Below are 20,927 nucleotides of genomic sequence, written 5' to 3'. Positions count from 1 at the left end.
ACTGACAAACATGAACGCGATCCAGCGTGGCGGCTGTCCAGACTAGGAAATGTTTCAGTCGCTCGTTAGGCTCGCGCGATGTCAGTACCGATCCAACCCCTTGCCGTAAGTGCCTATACGGTCACTTCAGCGCTCGGCCAAGGTCTCGAAAGCCATCTCGCCGCCCTGTCTTCCAGCCATGGTGGCCTCCGTGAAAACGACTTCAGCAGCGCTCCCCTGGGCTGCTGGATCGGCCGTGTCGATGGCGTCGAAGAGGCTGAGCTGCCCGCGGCGCACGCGTCGTGGGAATGCCGCAACAACCGCCTGGCCTGGCTGGGGCTGCAGCAGGACCGCTTTCTCGAACAGGCGCTGGATGCACGCCAGCGCTACGGCGCCGCGCGCGTCGCGCTGGTGCTGGGCACCTCCACGGCGAGCATCGGCGCCACTGAGGAGGGCTATCGCCACCTCGATGCCGACGGCCGGATGCCGGCGGAATTGCGCCGCCCGCTGATCCACGCGCCCCATTCGCTGGCCGGTTTCGTGGCCGAAGCGCTCGGGCTGGAAGGCCCGTGCCTGACCGTTTCCACCGCGTGCTCGTCCAGCGCGAAAGTGTTCGCCACGGCCGAGCGGCTGATTCGCCTTGGGCTGGTGGACGCGGCCATCGTGGGCGGCGTGGATACGTTGTGCGACAGCGTGCTGTTTGGCTTCAACGCGTTGGAGCTGGTGTCGCCCGAACCGTGTCGTCCATTCGACCAGGCGCGTCGTGGCATCTCCATCGGCGAGGCGGCGGGCTTCGCCTTGCTGGAACGCGTGGGCAACGCGCCACACGCACCGCGCCTGCTCGGTTATGGTGAATCCAGCGATGCGCACCATATGTCGACGCCGCATCCGGAAGGTGTCGGTGCCGAGCTGGCGCTGCGCGACGCGCTCGCGCGCGCCGGCTTGCGTGCCGAGCAAGTGGACTACATCAACCTGCACGGCACGGCGAGTCTGAAGAACGACGAAGTGGAAGCCGCACTGATCGCACGCGCCTTTCCATCGAGCACGCGCGCCAGCTCCACGAAAGGTTTCACCGGTCACACGCTGGGCGCCGCAGGCATTCTCGAAGCGGTGTTCGCGCTGCTAGCGATCCGCCACAACATGGTTCCCGGCAACCTTGGATGCACCGATCCGGATGAAGCCTGCGGCCCGCAACTGGCGCTGCAGAGCGAGCAGCGCAACGTCAACGTGGCCTTGAGCAACTCGTTTGGATTCGGAGGCAATAATGCCTGCCTTGCCTTCGGGAGGGCGCCGGCATGAGTGCGCTGCAAGTCCACGTGGAAGGCATTGGCCTGTGGTCGCCGGCACTGGGCGATTTCGCGGCACTGAAGGCGCAGCTGCAAGGCTTGTCGATCGACGCCCCGGCTGCACGCCCCGCGGCAGCGACCCTGCCCGCCAACGAGCGACGCCGCGCACCCGAGAGCGTGCTGCTGGCAGTGGAAGTGGCCGGCCAGGCGGTAGCCATGAGCGGTCGCGTCGCAAGTGAGTTGCCTTGCGTATTCAGCTCCGCCTATGGCGACCAGCTGATTTCCGACTATATGTGCGCCACCCTGGCCAGTGCGCCGGCCGAGCTGTCGCCCACGCGCTTCCACAATTCCGTGCACAACGCGCCGGCCGGCTACTGGACGATCGCCACCGGCTGCCAGGCGCTGTCCAGCGCGATTTCCGCCGGTCGCGCCACCTTTGGCGCAGGCCTGCTGGAAGCGGCCACGCTGAGCCTCGCCGAACAGCGCGCGGTACTGCTGGTGTGCAGCGATATCGCCGGCACCGGTCCGGTGGGCGAGATGAGCGCGACAGGCAGCTCCTTCGGCTTTGCGCTGGTGCTTTCCCCGACCGTCACCTCGGGCACGCTGGCGAGCATGGCGATCGAGCTTGAGGCCCACGCCGACCATCCGCTGCGCCCGGCGCCCGCGACGGGCCAGTGGTACGAAACCAATCCGATTGCCGCATCCGCCTGGCCGCTGATGCAGAATCTCGCTACAGGCCACGGTGACTGCACCCTGGCCGCCGCCGAAACCCTGGCGTTGAGGGTTGTGCTGGAGACACTTGCTTGAATACGTCCGCTGCCCGTTGGTGCGTGCTGATTCCCTGCCTCAATGAAGAGGCGGCGATCGGCGAGGTGGTCCAATCCGTGCTGGCGCTGGGCGTCCCGGTCATCGTGGTCGACGACGGTTCGGACGATCGCACGCCCGAGATCGTGCGCGAACTGCCGGTGACTTTGCTGCGCCATCCGCAACGCAGCGGCAAGGGCGAAGCGCTGCGCACGGGTTTTCGTGAGGCGCTGCGGCAGGGCTTCGACGCCGTGCTCACCATGGATGGCGACGGCCAGCACCTGGCCGCCGATATCCCGCGCATTGCGGCGGCAGCGCAGCGCTATCCCAATCACATCGTCATCGGTGCGCGTCTGCTCCAGCGCGAACAGCAGCCGAAGGGTCGTCGTCGTGCCAATGGCGTGGCCGATTGGGGCATCTCGTGGGCCTGCGCACAGCCGGTAGCCGATACGCAAAGCGGGCAGCGCTGGTATCCGCGCGGCGCGCTCGACCTGGTCGATCTGCCGGCGGAAAACTTTGTGTTCGAGGCTGCCATCCTGATCGCCGCCACGCGCGAGAAAGGCATCAGCGTGGTGTCGGTGCCGATCGCTTCGCGTTACCAGGGCGAATTCCGCATCAGCCATTTCAGCCCGATCCGCGATGTCAGCCGCATCACCTTCTACACCGTGGGGCAGATCCTGCGCCACGGCGATGTGCTGGCCAGCTATCGGCGCTCGCGCGCCTCGAGTCCGGTGGTGTTCGACGTCGCGGTGACCTGAGCAGGCACCGCTGCTTTAGACCATGCCGCCGTTGACGCCGATCACCTGGCCGTTGATATAGCCGGCGGCATCGGAACAAAGAAACGCCACCAGTGCCGCGACCTCTTCCGGTTTGCCGGCGCGTTGCGCCGGCACGATCTCGCGAATGCGTTCGGGCGGGAATTGCTCGCCGATCATGCGTCCTTCGATCACGCCGGGCGCCACCACGTTGGCGGTGATACCGCGCGACGCCATCTCGCGCGCCAGCGAGCGCGTGGCGCCATGCAGGGCGGACTTGGCGGCGGCGTAATTCGCCTGGCCGCGATTGCCCAACTGCGCTGCCACCGAACTCACCGACACGATGCGACCGAAGCGCGCACGCGCCATCGGCAATAGCAATGGCTGTGTAACGTGGAAAAAGCCATGCAGCGATACGTCGATCACGCGCCGCCATGCGTCTTCGGACATGCCCGCCAGCGGACTGTCCTCATGAATGCCGGCGTTGTTCACCACCGCATGCACAGGGCCGTCGATCAACAAGGTCTCCAGCGCATGCCGTGTGGCGGCTGCATCAGTGACATCAAAAGCCACCGACTGCGCCGCACCGCCGGCATCGCGGATCGCAGCGGCGACGTCATCGGCGCGAGCCAGACCTGTATTGGCGTGCACGATCACATGGTAGCCGCCTGCGGCGAGCGCCTGCGATATCGCCGCGCCAAGATCGCCGCTGCCGCCGGTCACCAGCGCGCGACGGGGAGTATGGAGCTGAGTCATGGCCGCCTCGGCATCAGGGAAGAGGATGAATGACGGCAGCGCGGCCGCTCACCAGCAAGCGGCCGCCCTGTTCGACGCGAAAGGCATATTGTGCGCCCGCATCGTCAGCGTAGAGGCTTTGGGCATGGACGTCCAAACGCCCTTGCGAAGGATCCACCCATTCGATGGCCAGCGACACGTCACGCAGACTGACCAGACGCCCGGGCCTGGCCTCACTCGCACCCCGTTCGCGCGCCAGCAGGGCGCCATGCACCGCCATCGCCTGCGCGCCGTATTCGGCCAGATGCACCGCGTGCAGGCCAGCACCGCCGCGCAGCGGATGGTCTGCCAACGCGTGACTCTCGCTGATGGCGTGGATGGTCGTCTGGTTCCACGTCACCACGGCATCGAGCAAGCACATCGCGCCCTGATGCGGAATGAGGTGGGCCCAGTCAGTCTTGGCGAGCATGCGGTGCCATCAGGATCGAAAGACAGAAGTGAAATGCGACGCCCAGGGCAACGGTCAAGCCGATCGCGCGCAAGACGGGAATGGTGCTCCAGGCCAGCATGCCGAAGACCAGCAGCGCGGACAGCACGCAGACCAGGGTCGCATGCAGCGTGCGGCGCTGCTCGGCGGCGTCGCCGGTGTCGCGCTCGAAGAACAGCGCATAGTGCAGGCCAAGCCCCGCCGCGAGGATCAGCGCCACGAGATGGAACAGGGAGATCTCCACGCCTGACACACGTTCCACGGCCAGCACCAGGAAAGTTGCCAGTGTCATTGGGGCCAGCACGTGCCAGGCCCTGCGCACGCTGCGCAAGGCAACCACGATCGCGATGACCAGCAGTAGCGTTGCGCCGACCAAGGCGTGCAGGATGCGCGCACGGTAATCCACCACCAGCGATTCAGCGGCACCCTTGAGGTCGAGCAGACGCACCGAACCGCCGCTGTCGCGCGCGAGCGACTGCAGGGCAGCCAAGTCGTGCACACCAGTAAGCGTGCCCAGGCCGAGCCAATGACCATCGCGCTGCATCAGCATGGCCGACAGGCGTTGGCCCAATGGCGATGATGCAAAGCGCTCCGGCGTCAGCACGGGCAAGCTGCGTGCTTGCGCCACATCGTCGAGGAAAGGCTGGAACAGGCCCGGCTGGAACGGCATGCCCTGCTCGGCTTCGTCGAGCGCACTTTTCAGTGTTTGCGCATCGGGCAACGCCCGCTGCCGCGCGCGCTGCACTGCATCGCTGGGCAGATAGCGTGAAGGCAGTTCGATCGCATCGACGGCGTGGCGGGCCACCAAGGCATCCACGGCGGGCTCGAGTTTTTCCGAAAGCGCCAATACCGCCTGCTCATCGGGCGCCTGCAGCACCAGTAGATAGCGCACATCGGGCGCGCCCAGGGCCTCGCGCAATCGTGCATCACGCATCAGCAGATCGCGCGGCAACGGCGTAAGCGCCGACAAGTCGTTCTGCCAGAACGGGCCCTGCGCAAACACCAGCATCAGCACGCTGGCGATGGCCACCAGCAAGGGAATCCAACGCGGTCGCGGCAGGCGGTCCACGATGTCGCGTGCGCGGATCAGCCAGCCCATCGCGGCGACATCGTGCACGCGCTCCGGCAGCAGATAGGGCAACAGGTAGCGTGTGCTGAAGCCGGCCACCAACAAACCTGTGATGGTAAAGACGGCCAATTGCTTGAGGCCATTCACGCCGGATGCAAAGAACGCCGCATAGGCAATGCATGCCGAAGCGATCGCCGTGAGCAGCAGCGGCCACAGGTCACGCACGCTTTGCACGGCGCTTTCGCCGGCGCGGCGATGACTCAGCACGCGTATCGGATACTCCTGTGCCACACCGAGCAGGGTGAAGCCAAACGCCAGCGTGATGCCATGCACCTGCGGAAACAGCAGTACGAGCGCGGCAATGCCCGCCAGCGCCGCACTGGCGATCGGCAAGGCCGAGAACAGCAACGAGCCGATGCTGCGATACGCCAGCAACAGCAGCACGATGAAACCCACCGTCGAGATACGCCCGATCCACTCCGCCTGCCCGCGCGTCTGCGCGCTCGCCACCACGCTGAAGTACCCCGGCCCGCTGACCACCAGCGAGCCACCCGCGTGATCGGGCAAGGCATCGAAGGCACGGTGGATGCCATCGATGGCCTGCGACTGCGCGTCGGGATCGAAACCTGCCGCCTGCGTCAGCACCAGCAACAAGGCCTCGTGCTGTGGCGAAAACCACACGCCCTGCACGAGCTCGGGCGACTTCGGCGGCGACCAGCGCTCGGCCAGCTTGAGCACTTCCAGGGTGGGGTCGCGCGGCAACAGTCCCTTCAGCAGTGACGCCGCGGGCGACGACAGATCGTCCAGGCGCTGTTCCAGCTCGTCGCGCAGATACGCGGTATCCAAGCGCTGATGATCCAGCGTGGGCGAGAGCAGATAGCGATAAGGCAGCAGGGCGTCGTCGAGTGCGCCCATGTCGAAGCTGCCGTTGAGCACCTGCGTGTAGCGTTGATCTTTGCGCAGCGCCACGGCGAGTTGCTGGCTCAGCCCGGCCAGTTGCTCATCGGACTTGCCGCTGATGGCGAGCAAAAGCAGGCGCGAACCCGGTCCCTCGCCCACCTGCTCCATCAACAGGCGTTGATCGGGTGTGGTCGGCGCAGGCATGAAGCTGCGCAGGTCGGTACTCACCGTGAGGTGTCGCGTAACGAACAGGCCAAGCGCGGCGAGCGTCGCCAGCCAGAGCACCAGCAGCGTCACGCGGCTGCGACGCACGCTCAGCTGCCCCTGCAGAGTGCGGTGAGTGCGTCGCGCGTAGGCGCCGTCGGCATCTTGGCGGCGTAGTCGCCGAGCAGGTCGATGGCGAGGTCGCCATCGGCTTCCTGCATGCGCATGCAGTGCGGCTCGTTGCCGCTGCCGTCGATGTCGATGCGGCTCACCGTTTGCGCGAGTTTCGCGTCGCGCGGGGTCAGGGTGAGCGTCCAGTGATCGTCGCCATCGGCGCTGTGCTGCACGGTGAACGCTTGCTCCAGGCGAGATGCATCGCCGCCCAGCAGCGCAACAAAACTATCCAGCAGCAGCTGGAGCTGTGGCGCGCGCTTCAGCGAAAAGCTTCGCGATGAACGGCCTTCACGCTGTTGCGTTACTTCACCATCGCCGATGGTCGACACTTCGCGCGTGGGATGTTCGACCGTGCGCTCGAGCTTGTCGCCACCCAGCCACGCCAGCTGCCCGGAAACGACCAGCGGCTTGTCCAGCATCTTCATGAAGCGCGCTTCGGCAAACGGCGTGCGGGCAGGCGCCGGACGGCCCAGCGAGGCCACCAGCGCGCGTGCCGTGGCGGCGTCTTCAGGCGCCGACGCGTTCGCGTTCGTGTTCGCGCACAGCGACAGCGTCAGGGCGCACAGCAGTGTCCACGTCTTGCTGCCAGAAGTCRTAGAAGTTGAACCAGTTGTAGGGGGCGACACGGATGTAGTGTTCCACGCGATGGGCGAAACGGGCGATCACGGCGTCCAGCGCCTGGGCGCGATCCTGTCGTGGAATCTCGATGCGGTCGGCAAACGGCTCGAAAATCAGGCGATAGCGATTGCCGCCTTCATATAGCCCAAAACACAGCACCACCGGCACGCGCAAACTGTGCGCGAGCAGCCAGGGGCCGACCGGAAACGGCGCGGGCTCACCCAGCAACGGCGTGCGGCGCAGTACTTCGTGTTCGCGTCCGCGATCGGCCAGCAGGGCGACCATGGCGCCTTGCTGGCAGGCCTCGGCCATCGCCAGCGTGATCGACGTACCACCCGCGGAAGCATCGATGACGCTGGCGCCCACGTCGGGTGCGAGCGCCTCGAGCAACTGGGTCAAGGCCGGCGTCTTCTGCTTGTCCAGCACCACGCGCAGATGCGTATCCGGGCGACGCGAKCTCAGCGTGCGCAAGGCCTCGAAACTGCCCTGGTGGGTGCCAAGCAGGAGTACGCCGCGCCCCTCGGCGAAGCTGGCCTCCAGCTGCTCCAGGCCCTCCACCGTGACGTCGAAGCCCTTCTCGCCGCGGGCGAGCAGGAAGACACGATCCAGCATGGTCGATGCGAAGCAGTGAATGTGCTTCATCACGTGCCAGGGCGTGATCGGCTTGTCCAGCACGCGCTCGAGGAAACGGCGCGATGCGACGCGCTCGGGCCCGCGACGCAGATAGAAATAGAGCGTGATCGGATACAGGATCAGCCGGGCGAGCGGACGACCGCCGTACAGGGCGATGCTGCGGATCAGCCACAACGCAAAGCGTCCGCCGCCTTCAGGGCGACTCTGCCAGTGTTCGCTCATATCGTTCCCTCGATGGAGCCTCGCGCGAGCAGATCGTCGCCGCGATGAATCTCAAAACGTACGCGGCCCTGGGCTTCGATGAGCGCGATCCGCGCTTCCTGTTCCGGTAGGAGCGGCGCGACAAACTTTGCTTCCAGCACGCGCGCAAGCCGCTGGCCGCGCCAATCGCGCAAGGCCAGTGCGACCTCTTCGAGCAGCATGACGCCGGGCACCAATGGTGAACCGGGGAAGTGACCCGGCAGGCAGGCATGATCCGCGCTCACCCGAAACACGCGCTGAAAGGCCGCCTGACTCATGGCGAGGCCGAATCGTCGCCGCGCACCAGCGCCGGCCAGCGCGCCGCGATGCCCATGGCCAGCTCGTGGAAGCGTGGGTGGTGCACATGACGCAGATGCCAGCGGCGGAACAGGTTCTCCAGCAGGAAAGCGCTGGCGATCAACACGTAGCCACCTACATGCACATAGGATTGCGCGATGCCCGCCGGCACCGGCCAGGGCGAGGTGATGCCCAGCGAGCCAAGCAGGCCGCCCGGTTCCGCACACAGCAGCAAGACGGCCAGCACGAGGGCTTGTGCTGCCGTGAGCAGCGTCCAGAACCAGGTGAGGTGGCGCGCATACGGCGCAATGCCGGGTACAGCCAGTCGCTCAGGACCTTCCAATGCTTCGATAAAGCGCGCGATCAGCGGCGTCTGGCCTGCCCGCAGCGTGCGGCCGAACAGCGAGGCCAGCAGGATATTGATGGCGATCGGCACGCATTCCAGCAGCAGGCCCACCATGCCGTGCAGCCACAGCCAGGCCATGGCCGCCAGCGTACCTGTCCATACGATCCACGGCATGGCGCGGCGCGTAGCCAGCGCAGGAATCATCAACACGGTAAGCAGCAAGGCGCAGGCCGCCAGCGAGAAGCCCTGGCGGTGGGTCAGCACGCCAGCCATCGCCAGCACCGGATAGCCGAACATCAGCGGCATCCAGCGCCGCGACGTCGATTTCGGTGAAGCTGCGTTTGGTGACGACATGGGTTGCTCAGCCTGCATGACGATGAAACCGCGTCGACCTAAGTCTGCCGCGTGCGCGGTACATCATGCCCGATGGATATTAAACGGCGCGCTGCCGTTCAATGTGCTCGGAGAGCGTGCGCAGGCTGGTGAAGATCTTGCGATTCTCGGGGTTGTCCGAGCGCAGCTGGAAGCCGTAGCGCTTGGACACGGCCAGGGCGATTTCCAGGGCGTCGATGGAGTCCAGGCCCAGATCGCCGCCGAAAAGCGGTGCATCGGGGTCAATCTGGTCGGCCGTGAYGGTTTCCAGATTGAGGCTGTCCACGATCAGCGTGGCCAGTTCGTGTTGTGCGGTGCTCTGCTCGGCCATGCCTTTCCGTACCCGAATTCTTGCGTCTCTCCCCCAGAGCCGCAGGCCGGCCAGTGTACCATAGCGTCCCAGAGTCTCCGGTTGGATGCCCATGGTTCAGGGTTGTGAAAACGTCAGGCCGGCGCTGCGTCGCGCGCCGCAGGTGTCCTACCGGTGGGTCGATCCGGATGCAGTCTTGCAGGATGCCGGCACGCTCGCCGTATTCGGTTTCGGCACCGGCRCCGCGCGCAGCATCGATCCCCGCTGGCTGCCGGTCGACCTGGAAATCTTTGACGCTCCGACGCCGCTGGAGATCTGGCAGGTCGATGGCCCCGTGACGCAGGGGCGGGTGGGCGATCTGCAATGGTCGAGCGGTGACGGCTGGCTGTTCGCCGCCATCACACTGGATGAAAACCTCCATGGCGGCCTGCGCGCCGCGGCGGCGACCGCTTACGCGCAGTTATGCGAGTTTGTCGCCACGCGCCGCGAGCGCCACGTGCAGCGCATCTGGAACTACCTGGTCGACATCAATGACGGCGCCGGCGACAGCGAGCGCTACAAGCAATTCTGCGAAGGCCGCGCCGAGGGCATGGCCAGCTTTTTCGCTGACGGATTTCCCGCCGCCACCGCCATCGGCCACCACGCCTCGGCGCCGCGCCTGCAGGTTTACCTGCTGGCGTGCGACGAGCCGGGCGAACGCGTAGAGAATCCCCGCCAGGTGAGTGCCTGGCGATACCCACGCCAATACGGTCGCACGCCGCCCAGCTTCGCCCGGGCCATGACCTTGCCGGGCCAGGACGCGCTCGCCATCTCCGGCACGGCCGCCGTGGTGGGTCACGCGTCGGCGCACGAGGATGATCTGCTCGCGCAGCTGGACGAAACCCTGGTGAACCTTGAAGCCCTGCTCTCAAGCGCAAACATGCCGGCCGGCTTCGACACGCAGTCGCCGCTCAAGGCGTATGTGCGCCACCCGACGGATGCGCCCGTGGTGCGCGAATTCCTGCAGCAACGGCTGGCCGGCGTGCCGGTGCTGCTGCTGCACGGCGATATCTGCCGCAGCGAGCTGCTGGTGGAAATCGACGGCTGGCGCTACGCCTGATCAGCCCGACCATCCCTGCGGTGAACGGCAGGCAGGAAACGCCTGGCGGAACCCTCCCACCATGAAATCCGCCAGCGCGGACTTGGCCGCAGGCAGCGCCGCATAGACATCGGCGAGCGCGAGTGCTGCTTTGCCGGTTTCCAGCGCTGACACCGGCACGCTGCTCAACACGGCCGCGTGCACCGTCAGCCCACCGAGGCGATAGCGGAACAGCGCCGTGCAGTCATCCGGGCGGGACTGCCAGCTCATCACGGGATTGGTCTGGCCCAGATAGATCGGCGTGGCGTCGTGCCTGGCCCCCAGTTGTTCGCCTGCACCTGGCAGCAGGGCTTCGGACTCCTGCAACAGGCATTCCTCGCAGGCAGGAATCACGGTATAGGTGACCCAACCCGAGGCCGCACCTTCGGGCGCAGCGAAGGTGTAGTGCGCATTGGCGTCCACGCCGATGGTGGCACGCTGCACGCGCCAGCCCTGGGGCACCGCCATCCACCCGGCCACATCGCCATAAAACCACTGCACGGCGTCCTTCGCAGGCGATGGTGAGCTTGGCAGCGCAGGCAGTTTCGCCGGGTCCGGACGCGTCCAGTCACCCGCGCCCGAATGCACGTCGATCAGTGTGGCGGTGACGCCGCCAAACGAGAGCGTGCGCAAGGCGTAATCGGTTCCTGGCGCCGACCGTATCTCAGGCGTGGCGGGCAGCTCGCGCACGCCCGCCGCCGCATGAACCTGCGGCATCATTCCCCACAGCAAGGCGGTGGCGACGAGCGCAACCGCGTGTCGGAACCGAAAGCGCATGACCACCCCCTGTCGCGTCAGCGGCTAGCAGCTTATACGCGTGCGCCGGCAGCGCGCGAGTCGGTCAAAAGTCCGGTGTGAGGCAGCATCTGTTTCTGGCCGGGCCGTTGCTAGCCGCACTTGCCGGCGAGGACGCGCGCGATGGATCAAGAGGCGGAGGTCTTCGCGTAAGCAGGATCGAGTTGATGCAGGAACGCGCGCACCTGACCGTTGATATACGGATTGGCCTGCCCGCTGTCCTGGTCGATGATGGCCTTGTCCTTGAACGACATGGTCTTCAACAAGCGCCCCGTGCTCGCATCGAACACGTGCACCGTCGCGTTGTAGCTGATCATCGGACGCATGCTGCCGCCGCCCATGGGGTTGGCCGGCGCGGACAAGTCAGGCACGTAGCGCATGGTGATGCGGTACGGCTGCGCCTGCTCCGCAGTGGGCGACGGCGTGCCCGTCATGAAGACCCGGTTGTCCGACGCCACCGTTTCCAGCGCGACGTGCCGGTCGTCCGCCCAGCGGTCGAACGCGCGCTCCACGATGGCGCAATCGACCGTGCTGCTGGTGCATGCCAGATAGGCGTGAAACCGTGGCGCGTCCTGCGCGCCAAACAGCTGCACCGCTGCATCGCCGCTGGGCGAACTGGCGCAGGCATTCAACAGCAGCAACCCGAGCAACGTACCGATCGACATTTCGATGCGCATGACTACTCCGTGATTGGGCCAAGACGCCGGGCGGCGGCAATCCTTCACGACTGCTTGGTCGGTCGCTTCCAACCATGCAGCGTTACCTGCTTGGCGCGTGCGATGGTCAGCTCGCCGGCTGGCGCCTCCTTGCCAATCACCGAACCGGCGCCGATCGTCGCATCCTCGCCCACGGTGACTGGCGCGACCAGCGCGCTGTTGGAACCGATGAAGGCACGGTCGCCGATCACGGTGAGGTGCTTGTTGGCGCCATCGTAATTGCAGGTGATGGTGCCGGCGCCGATGTTCACGCCGCGGCCGATCAGTGTGTCGCCCAGATAGCTCAGGTGATTGGCTTTGCTGCCCTCGCCGAGTACGGCTTTCTTGGTCTCGACGAAATTGCCGATGTGCACGCCCGCCGCCAGCTCCGTGCCCGGACGCAGTCGCGCGAACGGGCCGATCGTGCAGGGCCCGTGCGTCACCACGCCTTCGAGGTCGCAGTGCGCCTGCACCACGGTGCCGCTGGCTAGCTTCACGTCCTTGAGGCGCGTGAACGGGCCGATATGTACGTCATCGCCGAATTGCACGTCGCCTTCGAGCACGACGTTCACGTCGATCTCGACATCCATGCCGGCGCTGACCTTGCCGCGCACATCGATGCGCAGCGGATCGGCGATGCGCACGCCTTCCAGCGCCAACGCCTGGGCCGCACGCGAACGGTACTGAGCCTCAAGCTCCGCCAGCTGCCAGGGATTGTTGGCGCCGGCGGTCTCGAATTCGTCTTCGCATTCCACGCAGGCTGCCGCGCGATTTTCGCCGGCCGCCATGGCGAAGATGTCGGTGAGGTAGTACTCGCCCTGCACATTGTTGCGATCGAGTTTGGACGTCCATCGCTTCAAGGCGACTGCATCGGCCGCCAGGATGCCCGTATTGATCAGGTTCATCGCGCGCTGTGCGTCGTCGGCATCCTTTTCTTCGACCACGGCGCGCACGAAGCCGTTGCCGTCGCGCAGGACGCGGCCGTAGCCGTGCGGATGGGTGACGCGCGTGGCGAGCAGGCTCACCGTGCCTTCGGCTCGTACCAGGGCCTCCAGCGTCTGCGTACGCGTGAGCGGCACGTCGCCGTAGAGCACCAGCACGGTAACGTCGTCGGGCACTTCCAGCAGTGCCTCGCGCACGGCGTGGCCGGTGCCTAGCCGCTGCGACTGCAGCACCCAGTGCAGGTCGTCCTGGCCCTCGAACGCCGCACGCACCTGGTCGCCGCAATGCCCATAGACCACGTGGATCGCCTTCGGCTGCAATGCACGCGCCGCCTCGAGCACGTGGGCAAGCAGGGGCCGGCCGGCCAGGGGCATCAGCACCTTGGCCTTCTTCGACTTCATGCGCTTGCCCTCGCCGGCGGCGAGAACGATGACGTGCAACGGCGTGGTCTTGAGCATGGGATCCAACCTGTCCTTGACTAGCGGCGGAGGATAGCAGCCGAGGCTCAGTGCCCTAAGGCCCTGAGGATGTAGAACCTATGGCTATGGCAGGGCGTGTTTGGCCGCGCTGGCATCGGCAACCGGCTTGCCGTCTTTCCAGGCGAAGCGGAACACGTAGTCAAGACTGAAGGGGCGCGTCTGGCTGCTCACTTGATGACTATTGCCGTTGGCATCCGCGGCCCACTGGCTGAAACGCAGCGGCTCGAACGTCCATTGCATGGTGGTCTCACGCACGGCCTGATCGAACAGGCGGATCTGCGCATCGGCCTGCGCCTCATCGGTGATGCGTACCTCGACCACCTTGCCTGCTTCGTTGACGACAAGCGTGGCCTCCACCTCCTGTGGCGGCAGGCGCTGATCGAGCAGGGCGGCCGGGTACGGCGGCGAGGGATGATCCCAGGGAATCGCCCCGGTAGAGATCTCACCCATGGCGAGCTGGTAGTGCTGCATATCGTCCTTGGCCACGGACCTATACGAGGTGTCACCTTCAGTGGACGGCTTGGTCGAGGTGGCGTGAGGTGCGTTCGCGCACCCGGCCAGCGAAGCGATCAACGCGACCAACAGGAACCTTGGGAACCTGTGCCAATCAGCTTGCTGCTTCGCATCCATGTCGTAGCCCCCTCGCTGTCGAGTAGCCTCAGCATAAACAAAAACGCCGGCCCAGGGCCGGCGTTCTGCGGGGTGCTACCCGGGCAAGCTTGCTCAGTGCTTGAGCGTCTTGCGCATGCGCTCCAGCGCCTGCAGCTGGGTGATGGCCTGGGCCAGCTTGGCCTGCGCCTCGGCGATCTCGACCGCGTCGGTGCGATTGGCCAGGGCGTCTTCCRCTTCCTGCTTGGCGCGCTGGGCGGCGGCTTCATCCAGGTCGGAGGCGCGTGCGGCGGTATCGGCCAGCACGGTGACAACCTGCGGCTGCACTTCCAGGATGCCGCCGGACACCCAGAACTGCTGACGCTCGCCATTGGCCAGCACCACATCCACGTGGCCGGGCTTCAGGCGGGTGATCAGCGGCGCATGGCGGGGCGCGATGCCCAGTTCGCCCATCTCGCCGGTAGCGACCACGAGCTGCGCGTCGCCGGAGAAGATCTCGGCTTCGGCGCTGACGATGTCGACACGGAGGGTATGACTCATGACGGTATTCCGGTGCGTTCGGTGAAAAGCAGACGATGCTGTGTGGAGCTAAGTGAAGTGCGGCCTGCGCGCTTCACCGTGATGCCTCACAGGGATCAGGCCGCCTTCTTGGCGCCCATTTCCTCGGCCTTCTTGATGGCCTCGTCGRTGCCGCCGACCATGTAGAACGCCTGCTCAGGCAGGTGGTCCACGTCGCCGTCCACGATCATCTTGAAGCCGCGGATGGTTTCCTTCAGCGGCACGTACTTGCCCGGCGAGCCGGTGAACACTTCGGCCACGTGGAACGGCTGCGAGAAGAAGCGCTCGATCTTGCGGGCGCGCGACACGGCCTGCTTGTCGTCTTCGGAGAGCTCGTCCATGCCCAGGATCGCGATGATGTCCTTGAGCTCCTTGTAGCGCTGCAGCGTGCCCTGCACGCGGCGGGCCACGTCGTAGTGCTCGGCGCCGACGATATCCGGATCGAGCTGGCGGCTGGTCGAGTCCAGCGGATCCACGGCCGGGTAGATACCCAGCGAGGCGATGTTACGCGACAGCGTGACGGTCGAATCCAAGTGGGCGAATGTGGTCGCCGGCGAGGGATCGGTAAGGTCATCCGCGGGCACGTACACGGCCTGGATCGAGGTGATCGAACCGGTCTTGGTCGAGGTGATGCGCTCCTGCAGCWYGCCCATTTCGGCGGCCAGCGTCGGCTGGTAACCCACKGCGGACGGCATACGGCCGAGCAGCGCGGACACTTCSGTACCGGCCAGCGTGTAGCGGTAGATGTTGTCSACGAACAGCAGCACGTCCTTGCCCTTGCCCGACGCGTCCTTCTCGTCGCGGAASTWCTCGGCCATGGTCAGGCCGGWCAGYGCSACGCGCAGACGGTTGCCCGGCGGCTCGTTCATCTGGCCGWACACCATSGCSACCTTGTCGAGMACGTTSGAGTCYTTCATYTCGTGGTAGAAGTCGTTGCCCTCGCGGGTACGCTCGCCCACGCCGGCGAACACGGACAGACCCGAGTGCGCCTTGGCGATGTTGTTGATGAGCTCCATCATGTTCACGGTCTTGCCCACGCCGGCGCCGCCGAACAGGCCGACCTTGCCGCCCTTGGCGAACGGGCAGATCAGGTCGATGACCTTGATGCCGRTTTCCAGCAGGTCGTTGGCGGTGGCCTGGTCGTCGTAGCTCGGGGCTTCGCGATGGATGACCCAGCGGTCTTCCTCGCCGATCGGGCCGGCTTCGTCGATGGGATTGCCGAGCACGTCCATGATGCGACCCAGCGTGGCCTTGCCGACCGGCACCTTGATGCCTTCGCCGGTATTGCGGGCCACCAGGCCGCGCTTGAGGCCATCGGTGGAACCGAGGGCAATCGTACGGACGATGCCGTCACCCAGCACCTGCTGGACTTCCAGCGTGATGTCGGTGCCGTCGACCTTCAGCGCGTCGTAAACCTGCGGCACCTGATCGCGTGCGAACTCCACGTCGATGACCGCGCCGATGATCTGTACAACTTTGCCCTGACTCATGGATGTGCTCCGGATGGATCTTTTAGTGTCTGTTGCGGCGCCGCTATGCGTCGCCAAAATAATTTTGGGCTACAGCGCCGGTTATACCGCCGCGGCACCACCAACAATCTCGGAAATTTCCTGCGTGATCGCCGCCTGGCGCGCCTTGTTGTAAATCAGCGTCAGTTCGCCGATCACCTTGTTGGCGTTGTCGGATGCGCTCTTCATCGCGACCATGCGCGCGGCATGCTCGCTGGCGAGGTTTTCCAGCACACCCTGGTACACCACCGACTCGATGTAACGACCCAGCACGTGCTCAAGCACGGTGGCGGCATCGGGTTCGTAGATGTAATCCCAGTCGTGCTTCTGCTCGAGCTTGAGGCCCGCCACCGGGAAATCCGGCGAGTTCGGCTTGCCTTCGCCGCTGACCATCTCCTGTGCCACCACCGGCAGCGGCAGCAGTGCGTGGACCGCCGGCTTCTGCGTCATGGTGTTGATGAAGTCGTTGTGGGCCAGGAACACGCGATCGAGCTTGCCTTCGGTGTAGGCATCGAGCATGACCTTGATCACACCGATCAGGCTCTCGACCTTCGGCTTCTCACCCAGGTGGGTGACGCTGCCGATCAGGTTCACGCCCTTGATGCGGCGGAAGAACTGGGTGGCCTTCTGGCCGACGGCGACGACGTCGATTTCCGCGCCCTTGTCCTGCCACTCGCGGATGATCGGCAGCAGGCGACGGAACAGGTTCGAGTTCAGGCCGCCGCACAGACCGCGATCGGTGCTGACCACCAGGAAGCCGACGCGCTGCACCTTCTCGCGCTCCAGCAGGAACGGATGGCTGAAGTCGGTGCTGGCCTGGGCCACGTGCGCGATCACCTTGCGCATGGCACGCGCATAGGGACGCGAGGCCTTCATCAGATCCTGCGCCTTGCGGATCTTCGAGGCCGAGACCATCTCGAGCGCGCGCGTCACCTTGCGCATGTTCTGCGTGCTCTTGATCTTGGTTTTGATTTCGCGTCCGCTTGCCACGTTTGCCTCAACCTATCTGGGTTAGTGCGATCCCGGTCAGCTGACCGGAGTGCGGTACGGCCGTCTGGACGGCCGTACACCCTTTATTGCTTACCAGCTGCCGGTCTTCTTGTACTCGTCGAGCGAGGACTTGAAGGTGGCTTCGATGTCGTTGTTCCAGTCACCGGTGGCGACGATCTTCTTCATCAGCTCGCCGTGGTTCTGGTGCATGAACGCGTGCAGGCCCTTCTCGAACGGCAGCACCTTGTTGACCGGCAGGTCGTCGAGGTAGCCCTTCTCGGCGGCGTACACCGACAGTGCGAGTTCGGCGATGGAGAGCGGCGCGTACTGCGCCTGCTTCATCAGCTCGGTCACGCGCTGGCCGCGGTCCAGCTGGGCGCGGGTGGCCGGGTCCAGGTCCGAGGCGAACTGCGCGAACGCAGCCAGCTCGCGGAACTGCGCCAGGGCCAGCTTCACGCCGCCGGACAGCTTCTTGACGATCTTGGTCTGGGCGGCACCGCCCACGCGCGACACCGAGATACCGGCGTTCACCGCCGGGCGAATGCCGGCGTTGAACAGGTCGGTTTCCAGGAAGATCTGGCCGTCGGTGATCGAGATCACGTTGGTCGGCACGAAGGCGGACACGTCACCGGCCTGCGTTTCGATGATCGGCAGCGCGGTCAGCGAACCGGTCTTGCCCTTCACTTCACCGTTGGTGAACTTCTCGACGTACTCCTCGGAGACGCGAGCCGCACGCTCGAGCAGACGCGAGTGCAAATAGAACACGTCGCCSGGGTAGGCTTCGCGGCCCGGCGGGCGSYKSAGCAGCAGCGASAYCTGGCGGTAGGCCMMGGCCTGCTTGGWCAGRTCGTCATAGAYGATCAGCGCGTCTTCGCCGCGGTCGCGGAAGTACTCGCCCATGGCGCAACCCGAATACGGCGCGATGTACTGCAGCGCGGCCGACTCGGAAGCGGAAGCCACCACCACGATGGTGTTGGCCAGCGCGCCGTTCTCTTCGAGCTTGCGCACCACGTTGGCGATCGACGAACGCTTCTGGCCGATGGCAACGTAGATGCACTTAATGCCGGAATCTTTCTGGTTGATGATCGCGTCGATGGCCAGCGCGGTCTTGCCGGTCTGGCGGTCGCCGATGATCAGCTCGCGCTGGCCGCGGCCGATCGGGATCATCGAGTCGACGGACTTGTAGCCCGTCTGCACCGGCTGGTCGACCGACTTACGCCAGATCACGCCCGGCGCGACCTTTTCGATGGCCGAGCTGGTCTTGGCGTTCAGCGGGCCCTTGCCGTCGATCGGGTTGCCCAGCGAATCGACCACGCGACCCAGCAGCTCCGGACCGGTCGGCACTTCGAGGATGCGGCCGGTGGTCTTGGCGGTGTCGCCTTCGCGCAGGTGCTGGTATTCGCCCAGCACCACGGCGCCCACCGAGTCGCGCTCGAGGTTCAGCGCCAGCGCATAGGAGTTGCCCGGCAGTTCGATCATTTCGCCCTGCATCACATCGGCCAGGCCGTGGATGCGCACGATGCCGTCGGACACGCTGATGATGGTGCCTTCGTTACGTGCTTCCGCGCCGAGCTTGAACTGCTCGATGCGGGTCTTGATCAGTTCGCTGATCTCGGACGGGTTCAAGGTGGAGCTGGACATGGGTCGATATCCTGAGATTTGAGTCTTTTTTGAAGCGCCTGCCGCGGGCGGGGCTCTTCGCGAAACGGACTTCGCTTAAATTTTTAGGCAGTCAAGGCGCGGGTCATGCGCGCCAGACGTCCACGAGCCGAACCGTCGATCACTTCGCTGCCGGTATCGATCACCACGCCACCCAGCAGCGAGGCGTCGACCTGGGTTTCCAGTTCGATCTCGCGCTTGAAGCGACGCTTCAGCGACACCTTCAGCTGTTCAGCCTGGGCGGCATCCAGCGCGAATGCACTGGTCACCTTCACCAACAGCTGCGATTCGGATTCGCGCTTGTACTGTTCGTACAGCGCGGCGATTTCCGGCAGCAGCGCCATGCGACGGTGCTCGGCCAGCTCACCCAGGAAACGGGCGAACGGCGCGTCGGCAGCCATGCCCTGCGGCAGGTGCAACGCGACCAGCTGGTCCGACGTCACGCGCGGATCGTTGCCGAAACCGGCCACGCGCGAGTCCTTTGCCACTTCCGCGGCAAAGGCCAGCGCCTGCGACCATGCGCCCAGCGAGCCGGCCGCATGGGCTACCTCGAAGGCGGCACGCGCATACGGACGGGCGAGGGTGATTGCCTGTGCCATGGCTTAGATCTCGGCCGCGAGCTGGTCGAGCATCGCCTTGTGGGCGTTGACGTCGACTTCGCGCTGCACGATTTTCTCCGCACCCTGGACCGCCAGACGGCCGACCCAGCCACGCAGTTCTTCGCGCGCACGCTGCTGCATGCTGACGATTTCCTCGGCAGCGGCGGCCTTCAGACGGCTGGCCTCGGTCACGGCTTCGGCGCGAGCCTTGTCCACGATCTGGTTGGCCTGCTGCTGTGCTCGCTCGATGATCTCGTTGGCCTGCTGACGGGCCTGCTTGATCTCGACGGCCACCTTGGCGTCGGCGTCCTTGAGTTCGGCGCGCGCCTTTTCAGCGGCGGCCAGACCATCGGCAACCTTCTTCTGGCGCTCTTCAATCGCGTGATTGAGCTGCGGCCAGATGAACTTGGTGGTGAACCAGACCAGGATGGCAAAAGAAACCATCTGGCCCAGGAAAGTCAGATTGATATTCATGAGCTTTCCAAATACTCCCGAACGCGTTGAAGCTGACGTGAAGCCGCGGCTTTGGATTCGCCGCGGCACCACCTAACCCGCTCTCCGATCGGCCTTGCGGCCAAGCGAATACTTAGTGCGGCAGGACGCTGATCAGCGGGTTCGAGAAGGCGAACAGCAGCGCAACGGCCAGGCCGATGATGAACGCAGCGTCGATCAGGCCGGCGAGCAGGAACATGCGGCCCTGCAGCAGCGGCACCAGCTCCGGCTGACGTGCGGCGGACTCAAGGAACTTGGAACCCATGATGGCGATACCCAAGCAAGCGCCCAGAGCGCCGAGGCCGATGATGATGCCGATGGCAATGGCGGTCAGGCCCTGCACGTGTGCGATGAGTTCCATGGTGTTCTCCTGTGAATCGATAACGGGTTGTTGGTTGGAACAAGAAAGATGAAGCGAAACTTGGAGTAAAGCGAAACTTAGTGATGCTCACGCGCCGTCGCGATGTAGACGATGGTCAGCATCATGAAGATGAACGCCTGCAGCAGGATGATCAGGATGTGGAAGATCGCCCATACGGTGTTGAACAGCACACCCGGCAGGAAGCTGATCCAGCCCGCGAACAGGCCCGCGATCAGCATGAAGACCAGCTCACCGCCGTACATGTTGCCGAACAGTCGCATGGCGAGCGAGACCGGCTTGGACAGGTATTCGATGACGTTGAGCGCGAGGTTGAACGGCATCAGGATGATCTTGACGACCACGTTGTCCGCATGGAACGGCGCCGTGATCAGCTCCCAGCCAAAGCCGCCCACGCCCTTGGCCTTCATGCCGTGCGCGAGCACGATGAAGAACACGGCCAGGGCCAGGCCCATGGTGGTGTTGATGTCGGCGGTGGGAACCCAGCGGAAGAAGGTGTGGTGAGCAACCTCGGCACCGGCGATGGTCTTCACGCCCCAGCCGGGCGCATCCAGCGGCAACAGGTCCATCGTGTTCAGGAACACGACCCACATGAAGATGGACAACGCCAGCGGGGTCACCGTACGGCGATCGCCGTGGAAGGTGTCCTTCACCTGGGTGTCGACGAACTCCACGATGATCTCGACGAAGGCCTGGCCCTTGGACGGTACGCCCGAAGTCGCCTTGCGGGCCTTCAGCCAGAACCACAGGCAGAACAGGGCACCCAGCACGAAGGACACGACGAGCGAGTCGACGTGGATCTTCATGAACGCACCATCACCCAGGCTCACCACATTGTGGTGAAGGTGATGCTGGATGTACTCAGTTAGTCCGCCCTGCGGCTCGCTTGCCATGTG

The 20,927-nt window shown here is 65.2% G+C and carries 24 protein-coding genes; 4 read left to right on the top strand and 20 right to left on the bottom strand.

All coding sequences use genetic code 11. From position 1 onward, the window contains the following. The first annotated feature begins 78 nt into the window (after positions 1 to 78). From AC1DMG_RS04675 to AC1DMG_RS04665, 3 genes are read left to right on the top strand one after another with little or no spacing between them, the layout of a single operon-like run. The gene (locus AC1DMG_RS04675; protein WP_441601972.1) at positions 79 to 1,278 is read left to right on the top strand and encodes a beta-ketoacyl-[acyl-carrier-protein] synthase family protein; all 1,200 of its coding nucleotides are present in this window, start codon (positions 79 to 81) and stop codon (positions 1,276 to 1,278) included. Then, positions 1,275 to 2,072 (top strand): beta-ketoacyl synthase chain length factor, encoded by a 798-nt coding sequence (locus AC1DMG_RS04670; RefSeq protein WP_441601971.1) that lies wholly within the window; start codon positions 1,275 to 1,277, stop codon positions 2,070 to 2,072. The genes AC1DMG_RS04675 and AC1DMG_RS04670 overlap by 4 nt, the downstream gene beginning before the upstream one ends. Further along, positions 2,069 to 2,827, top strand: a complete 759-nt coding sequence (locus AC1DMG_RS04665) for a glycosyltransferase family 2 protein (protein WP_441601970.1) — start codon at positions 2,069 to 2,071, stop codon at positions 2,825 to 2,827. The genes AC1DMG_RS04670 and AC1DMG_RS04665 overlap by 4 nt, the downstream gene beginning before the upstream one ends. A gap of 15 nt (positions 2,828 to 2,842) precedes the next feature. Here the strand turns inward: AC1DMG_RS04665 and fabG are convergent, their stop codons facing one another. The 8 genes from fabG to AC1DMG_RS04625 all read right to left on the bottom strand — a co-directional run bounded on the left by fabG (position 2,843) and on the right by AC1DMG_RS04625 (position 9,230). Next, positions 2,843 to 3,580, bottom strand: a complete 738-nt coding sequence (gene fabG, locus AC1DMG_RS04660) for a 3-oxoacyl-ACP reductase FabG (protein ID WP_441601969.1) — start codon at positions 3,578 to 3,580, stop codon at positions 2,843 to 2,845. Positions 3,581 to 3,593: 13 nt separating this feature from the next. Beyond that, on the bottom strand, positions 3,594 to 4,028 hold the full coding sequence (locus AC1DMG_RS04655; RefSeq protein WP_441601968.1) for a hotdog family protein: 435 nt from the start codon (positions 4,026 to 4,028) through the stop codon (positions 3,594 to 3,596). Further along, positions 4,012 to 6,327: an MMPL family transporter gene (locus AC1DMG_RS04650; protein WP_441611127.1), complete on the bottom strand. Its 2,316-nt coding sequence runs from the start codon at positions 6,325 to 6,327 to the stop codon at positions 4,012 to 4,014. The genes AC1DMG_RS04655 and AC1DMG_RS04650 overlap by 17 nt, the downstream gene beginning before the upstream one ends. 2 nt (positions 6,328 to 6,329) lie before the next feature. After that, entirely contained in the window at positions 6,330 to 6,875 is a 546-nt protein-coding gene (locus AC1DMG_RS04645) for a LolA-related protein (RefSeq protein WP_477180208.1), read from the bottom strand. 25 nt (positions 6,876 to 6,900) lie between these two features. After that, entirely contained in the window at positions 6,901 to 7,866 is a 966-nt protein-coding gene (locus tag AC1DMG_RS04640; RefSeq protein WP_477180207.1) for an LpxL/LpxP family acyltransferase, read from the bottom strand. After that, a complete protein-coding gene (locus AC1DMG_RS04635; protein ID WP_441601964.1) occupies positions 7,863 to 8,162 on the bottom strand; it encodes an ApeI family dehydratase in 300 nt (99 codons plus the stop codon). Before AC1DMG_RS04635 ends, AC1DMG_RS04640 begins: the two co-directional genes overlap by 4 nt. Next, a complete protein-coding gene (locus AC1DMG_RS04630) occupies positions 8,159 to 8,881 on the bottom strand; it encodes a COG4648 family protein (RefSeq protein ID WP_441601963.1) in 723 nt (240 codons plus the stop codon). Before AC1DMG_RS04630 ends, AC1DMG_RS04635 begins: the two co-directional genes overlap by 4 nt. Before the next feature lie 79 nt (positions 8,882 to 8,960). Next, a complete protein-coding gene (locus AC1DMG_RS04625; protein WP_477180206.1) occupies positions 8,961 to 9,230 on the bottom strand; it encodes a phosphopantetheine-binding protein in 270 nt (89 codons plus the stop codon). A 91-nt stretch (positions 9,231 to 9,321) separates the two neighbouring features. On the opposite strand from AC1DMG_RS04625, the gene AC1DMG_RS04620 reads away from it, so the two are divergent. Next, the gene (locus tag AC1DMG_RS04620) at positions 9,322 to 10,308 is read left to right on the top strand and encodes a chorismate transformation FkbO/Hyg5 family protein (protein WP_477180205.1); all 987 of its coding nucleotides are present in this window, start codon (positions 9,322 to 9,324) and stop codon (positions 10,306 to 10,308) included. On the opposite strand, the gene AC1DMG_RS04615 is transcribed toward AC1DMG_RS04620, so the two are convergent. From AC1DMG_RS04615 to atpB, 12 genes are all read right to left on the bottom strand, one after another. Further along, positions 10,309 to 11,103, bottom strand: a complete 795-nt coding sequence (locus tag AC1DMG_RS04615; RefSeq protein ID WP_441601961.1) for a DUF4850 domain-containing protein — start codon at positions 11,101 to 11,103, stop codon at positions 10,309 to 10,311. It lies immediately after the preceding gene. A 146-nt stretch (positions 11,104 to 11,249) separates the two neighbouring features. Further along, positions 11,250 to 11,798 (bottom strand): hypothetical protein, encoded by a 549-nt coding sequence (locus AC1DMG_RS04610; protein ID WP_441601960.1) that lies wholly within the window; start codon positions 11,796 to 11,798, stop codon positions 11,250 to 11,252. A gap of 44 nt (positions 11,799 to 11,842) precedes the next feature. Further along, complete coding sequence (gene glmU, locus AC1DMG_RS04605) at positions 11,843 to 13,216, bottom strand: bifunctional UDP-N-acetylglucosamine diphosphorylase/glucosamine-1-phosphate N-acetyltransferase GlmU (protein WP_441601959.1); 1,374 nt, start codon at positions 13,214 to 13,216, stop codon at positions 11,843 to 11,845. Positions 13,217 to 13,300: 84 nt separating this feature from the next. Then, positions 13,301 to 13,819, bottom strand: coding sequence for an energy transducer TonB (locus AC1DMG_RS04600; RefSeq protein ID WP_477179529.1), 519 nt, complete (start codon positions 13,817 to 13,819; stop codon positions 13,301 to 13,303). Positions 13,820 to 13,960: 141 nt separating this feature from the next. Then, the gene (locus AC1DMG_RS04595) at positions 13,961 to 14,386 is read right to left on the bottom strand and encodes a F0F1 ATP synthase subunit epsilon (RefSeq protein ID WP_477180204.1); all 426 of its coding nucleotides are present in this window, start codon (positions 14,384 to 14,386) and stop codon (positions 13,961 to 13,963) included. A 95-nt stretch (positions 14,387 to 14,481) separates the two neighbouring features. After that, complete coding sequence (atpD, locus tag AC1DMG_RS04590; protein WP_477180203.1) at positions 14,482 to 15,894, bottom strand: F0F1 ATP synthase subunit beta; 1,413 nt, start codon at positions 15,892 to 15,894, stop codon at positions 14,482 to 14,484. 81 nt (positions 15,895 to 15,975) lie between these two features. Next, on the bottom strand, positions 15,976 to 16,902 hold the full coding sequence (gene atpG, locus AC1DMG_RS04585) for a F0F1 ATP synthase subunit gamma (RefSeq protein WP_204634670.1): 927 nt from the start codon (positions 16,900 to 16,902) through the stop codon (positions 15,976 to 15,978). A gap of 90 nt (positions 16,903 to 16,992) precedes the next feature. Next, entirely contained in the window at positions 16,993 to 18,543 is a 1,551-nt protein-coding gene (gene atpA, locus AC1DMG_RS04580; protein ID WP_477180202.1) for a F0F1 ATP synthase subunit alpha, read from the bottom strand. 83 nt (positions 18,544 to 18,626) lie between these two features. After that, positions 18,627 to 19,160: a F0F1 ATP synthase subunit delta gene (locus tag AC1DMG_RS04575; RefSeq protein WP_441601954.1), complete on the bottom strand. Its 534-nt coding sequence runs from the start codon at positions 19,158 to 19,160 to the stop codon at positions 18,627 to 18,629. A 3-nt stretch (positions 19,161 to 19,163) separates the two neighbouring features. Beyond that, positions 19,164 to 19,634 (bottom strand): F0F1 ATP synthase subunit B, encoded by a 471-nt coding sequence (locus tag AC1DMG_RS04570; protein ID WP_441601953.1) that lies wholly within the window; start codon positions 19,632 to 19,634, stop codon positions 19,164 to 19,166. 112 nt (positions 19,635 to 19,746) lie between these two features. Next, positions 19,747 to 20,013, bottom strand: coding sequence for a F0F1 ATP synthase subunit C (atpE, locus tag AC1DMG_RS04565; protein WP_266159141.1), 267 nt, complete (start codon positions 20,011 to 20,013; stop codon positions 19,747 to 19,749). Positions 20,014 to 20,090: 77 nt separating this feature from the next. Beyond that, positions 20,091 to 20,924 carry a F0F1 ATP synthase subunit A gene (atpB, locus tag AC1DMG_RS04560; RefSeq protein WP_441601952.1) on the bottom strand — a complete coding sequence of 278 codons (834 nt, stop codon included), beginning with the start codon at positions 20,922 to 20,924 and terminating at the stop codon, positions 20,091 to 20,093. Positions 20,925 to 20,927 lie beyond the last annotated feature (3 nt).

It is taken from the genome of Dyella sp. 01N36 (genome assembly GCF_056399745.1).
The sequence above is the reverse complement of the archived record's forward strand: the minus strand, read 5'-3'. Positions and strand labels throughout refer to the sequence as shown.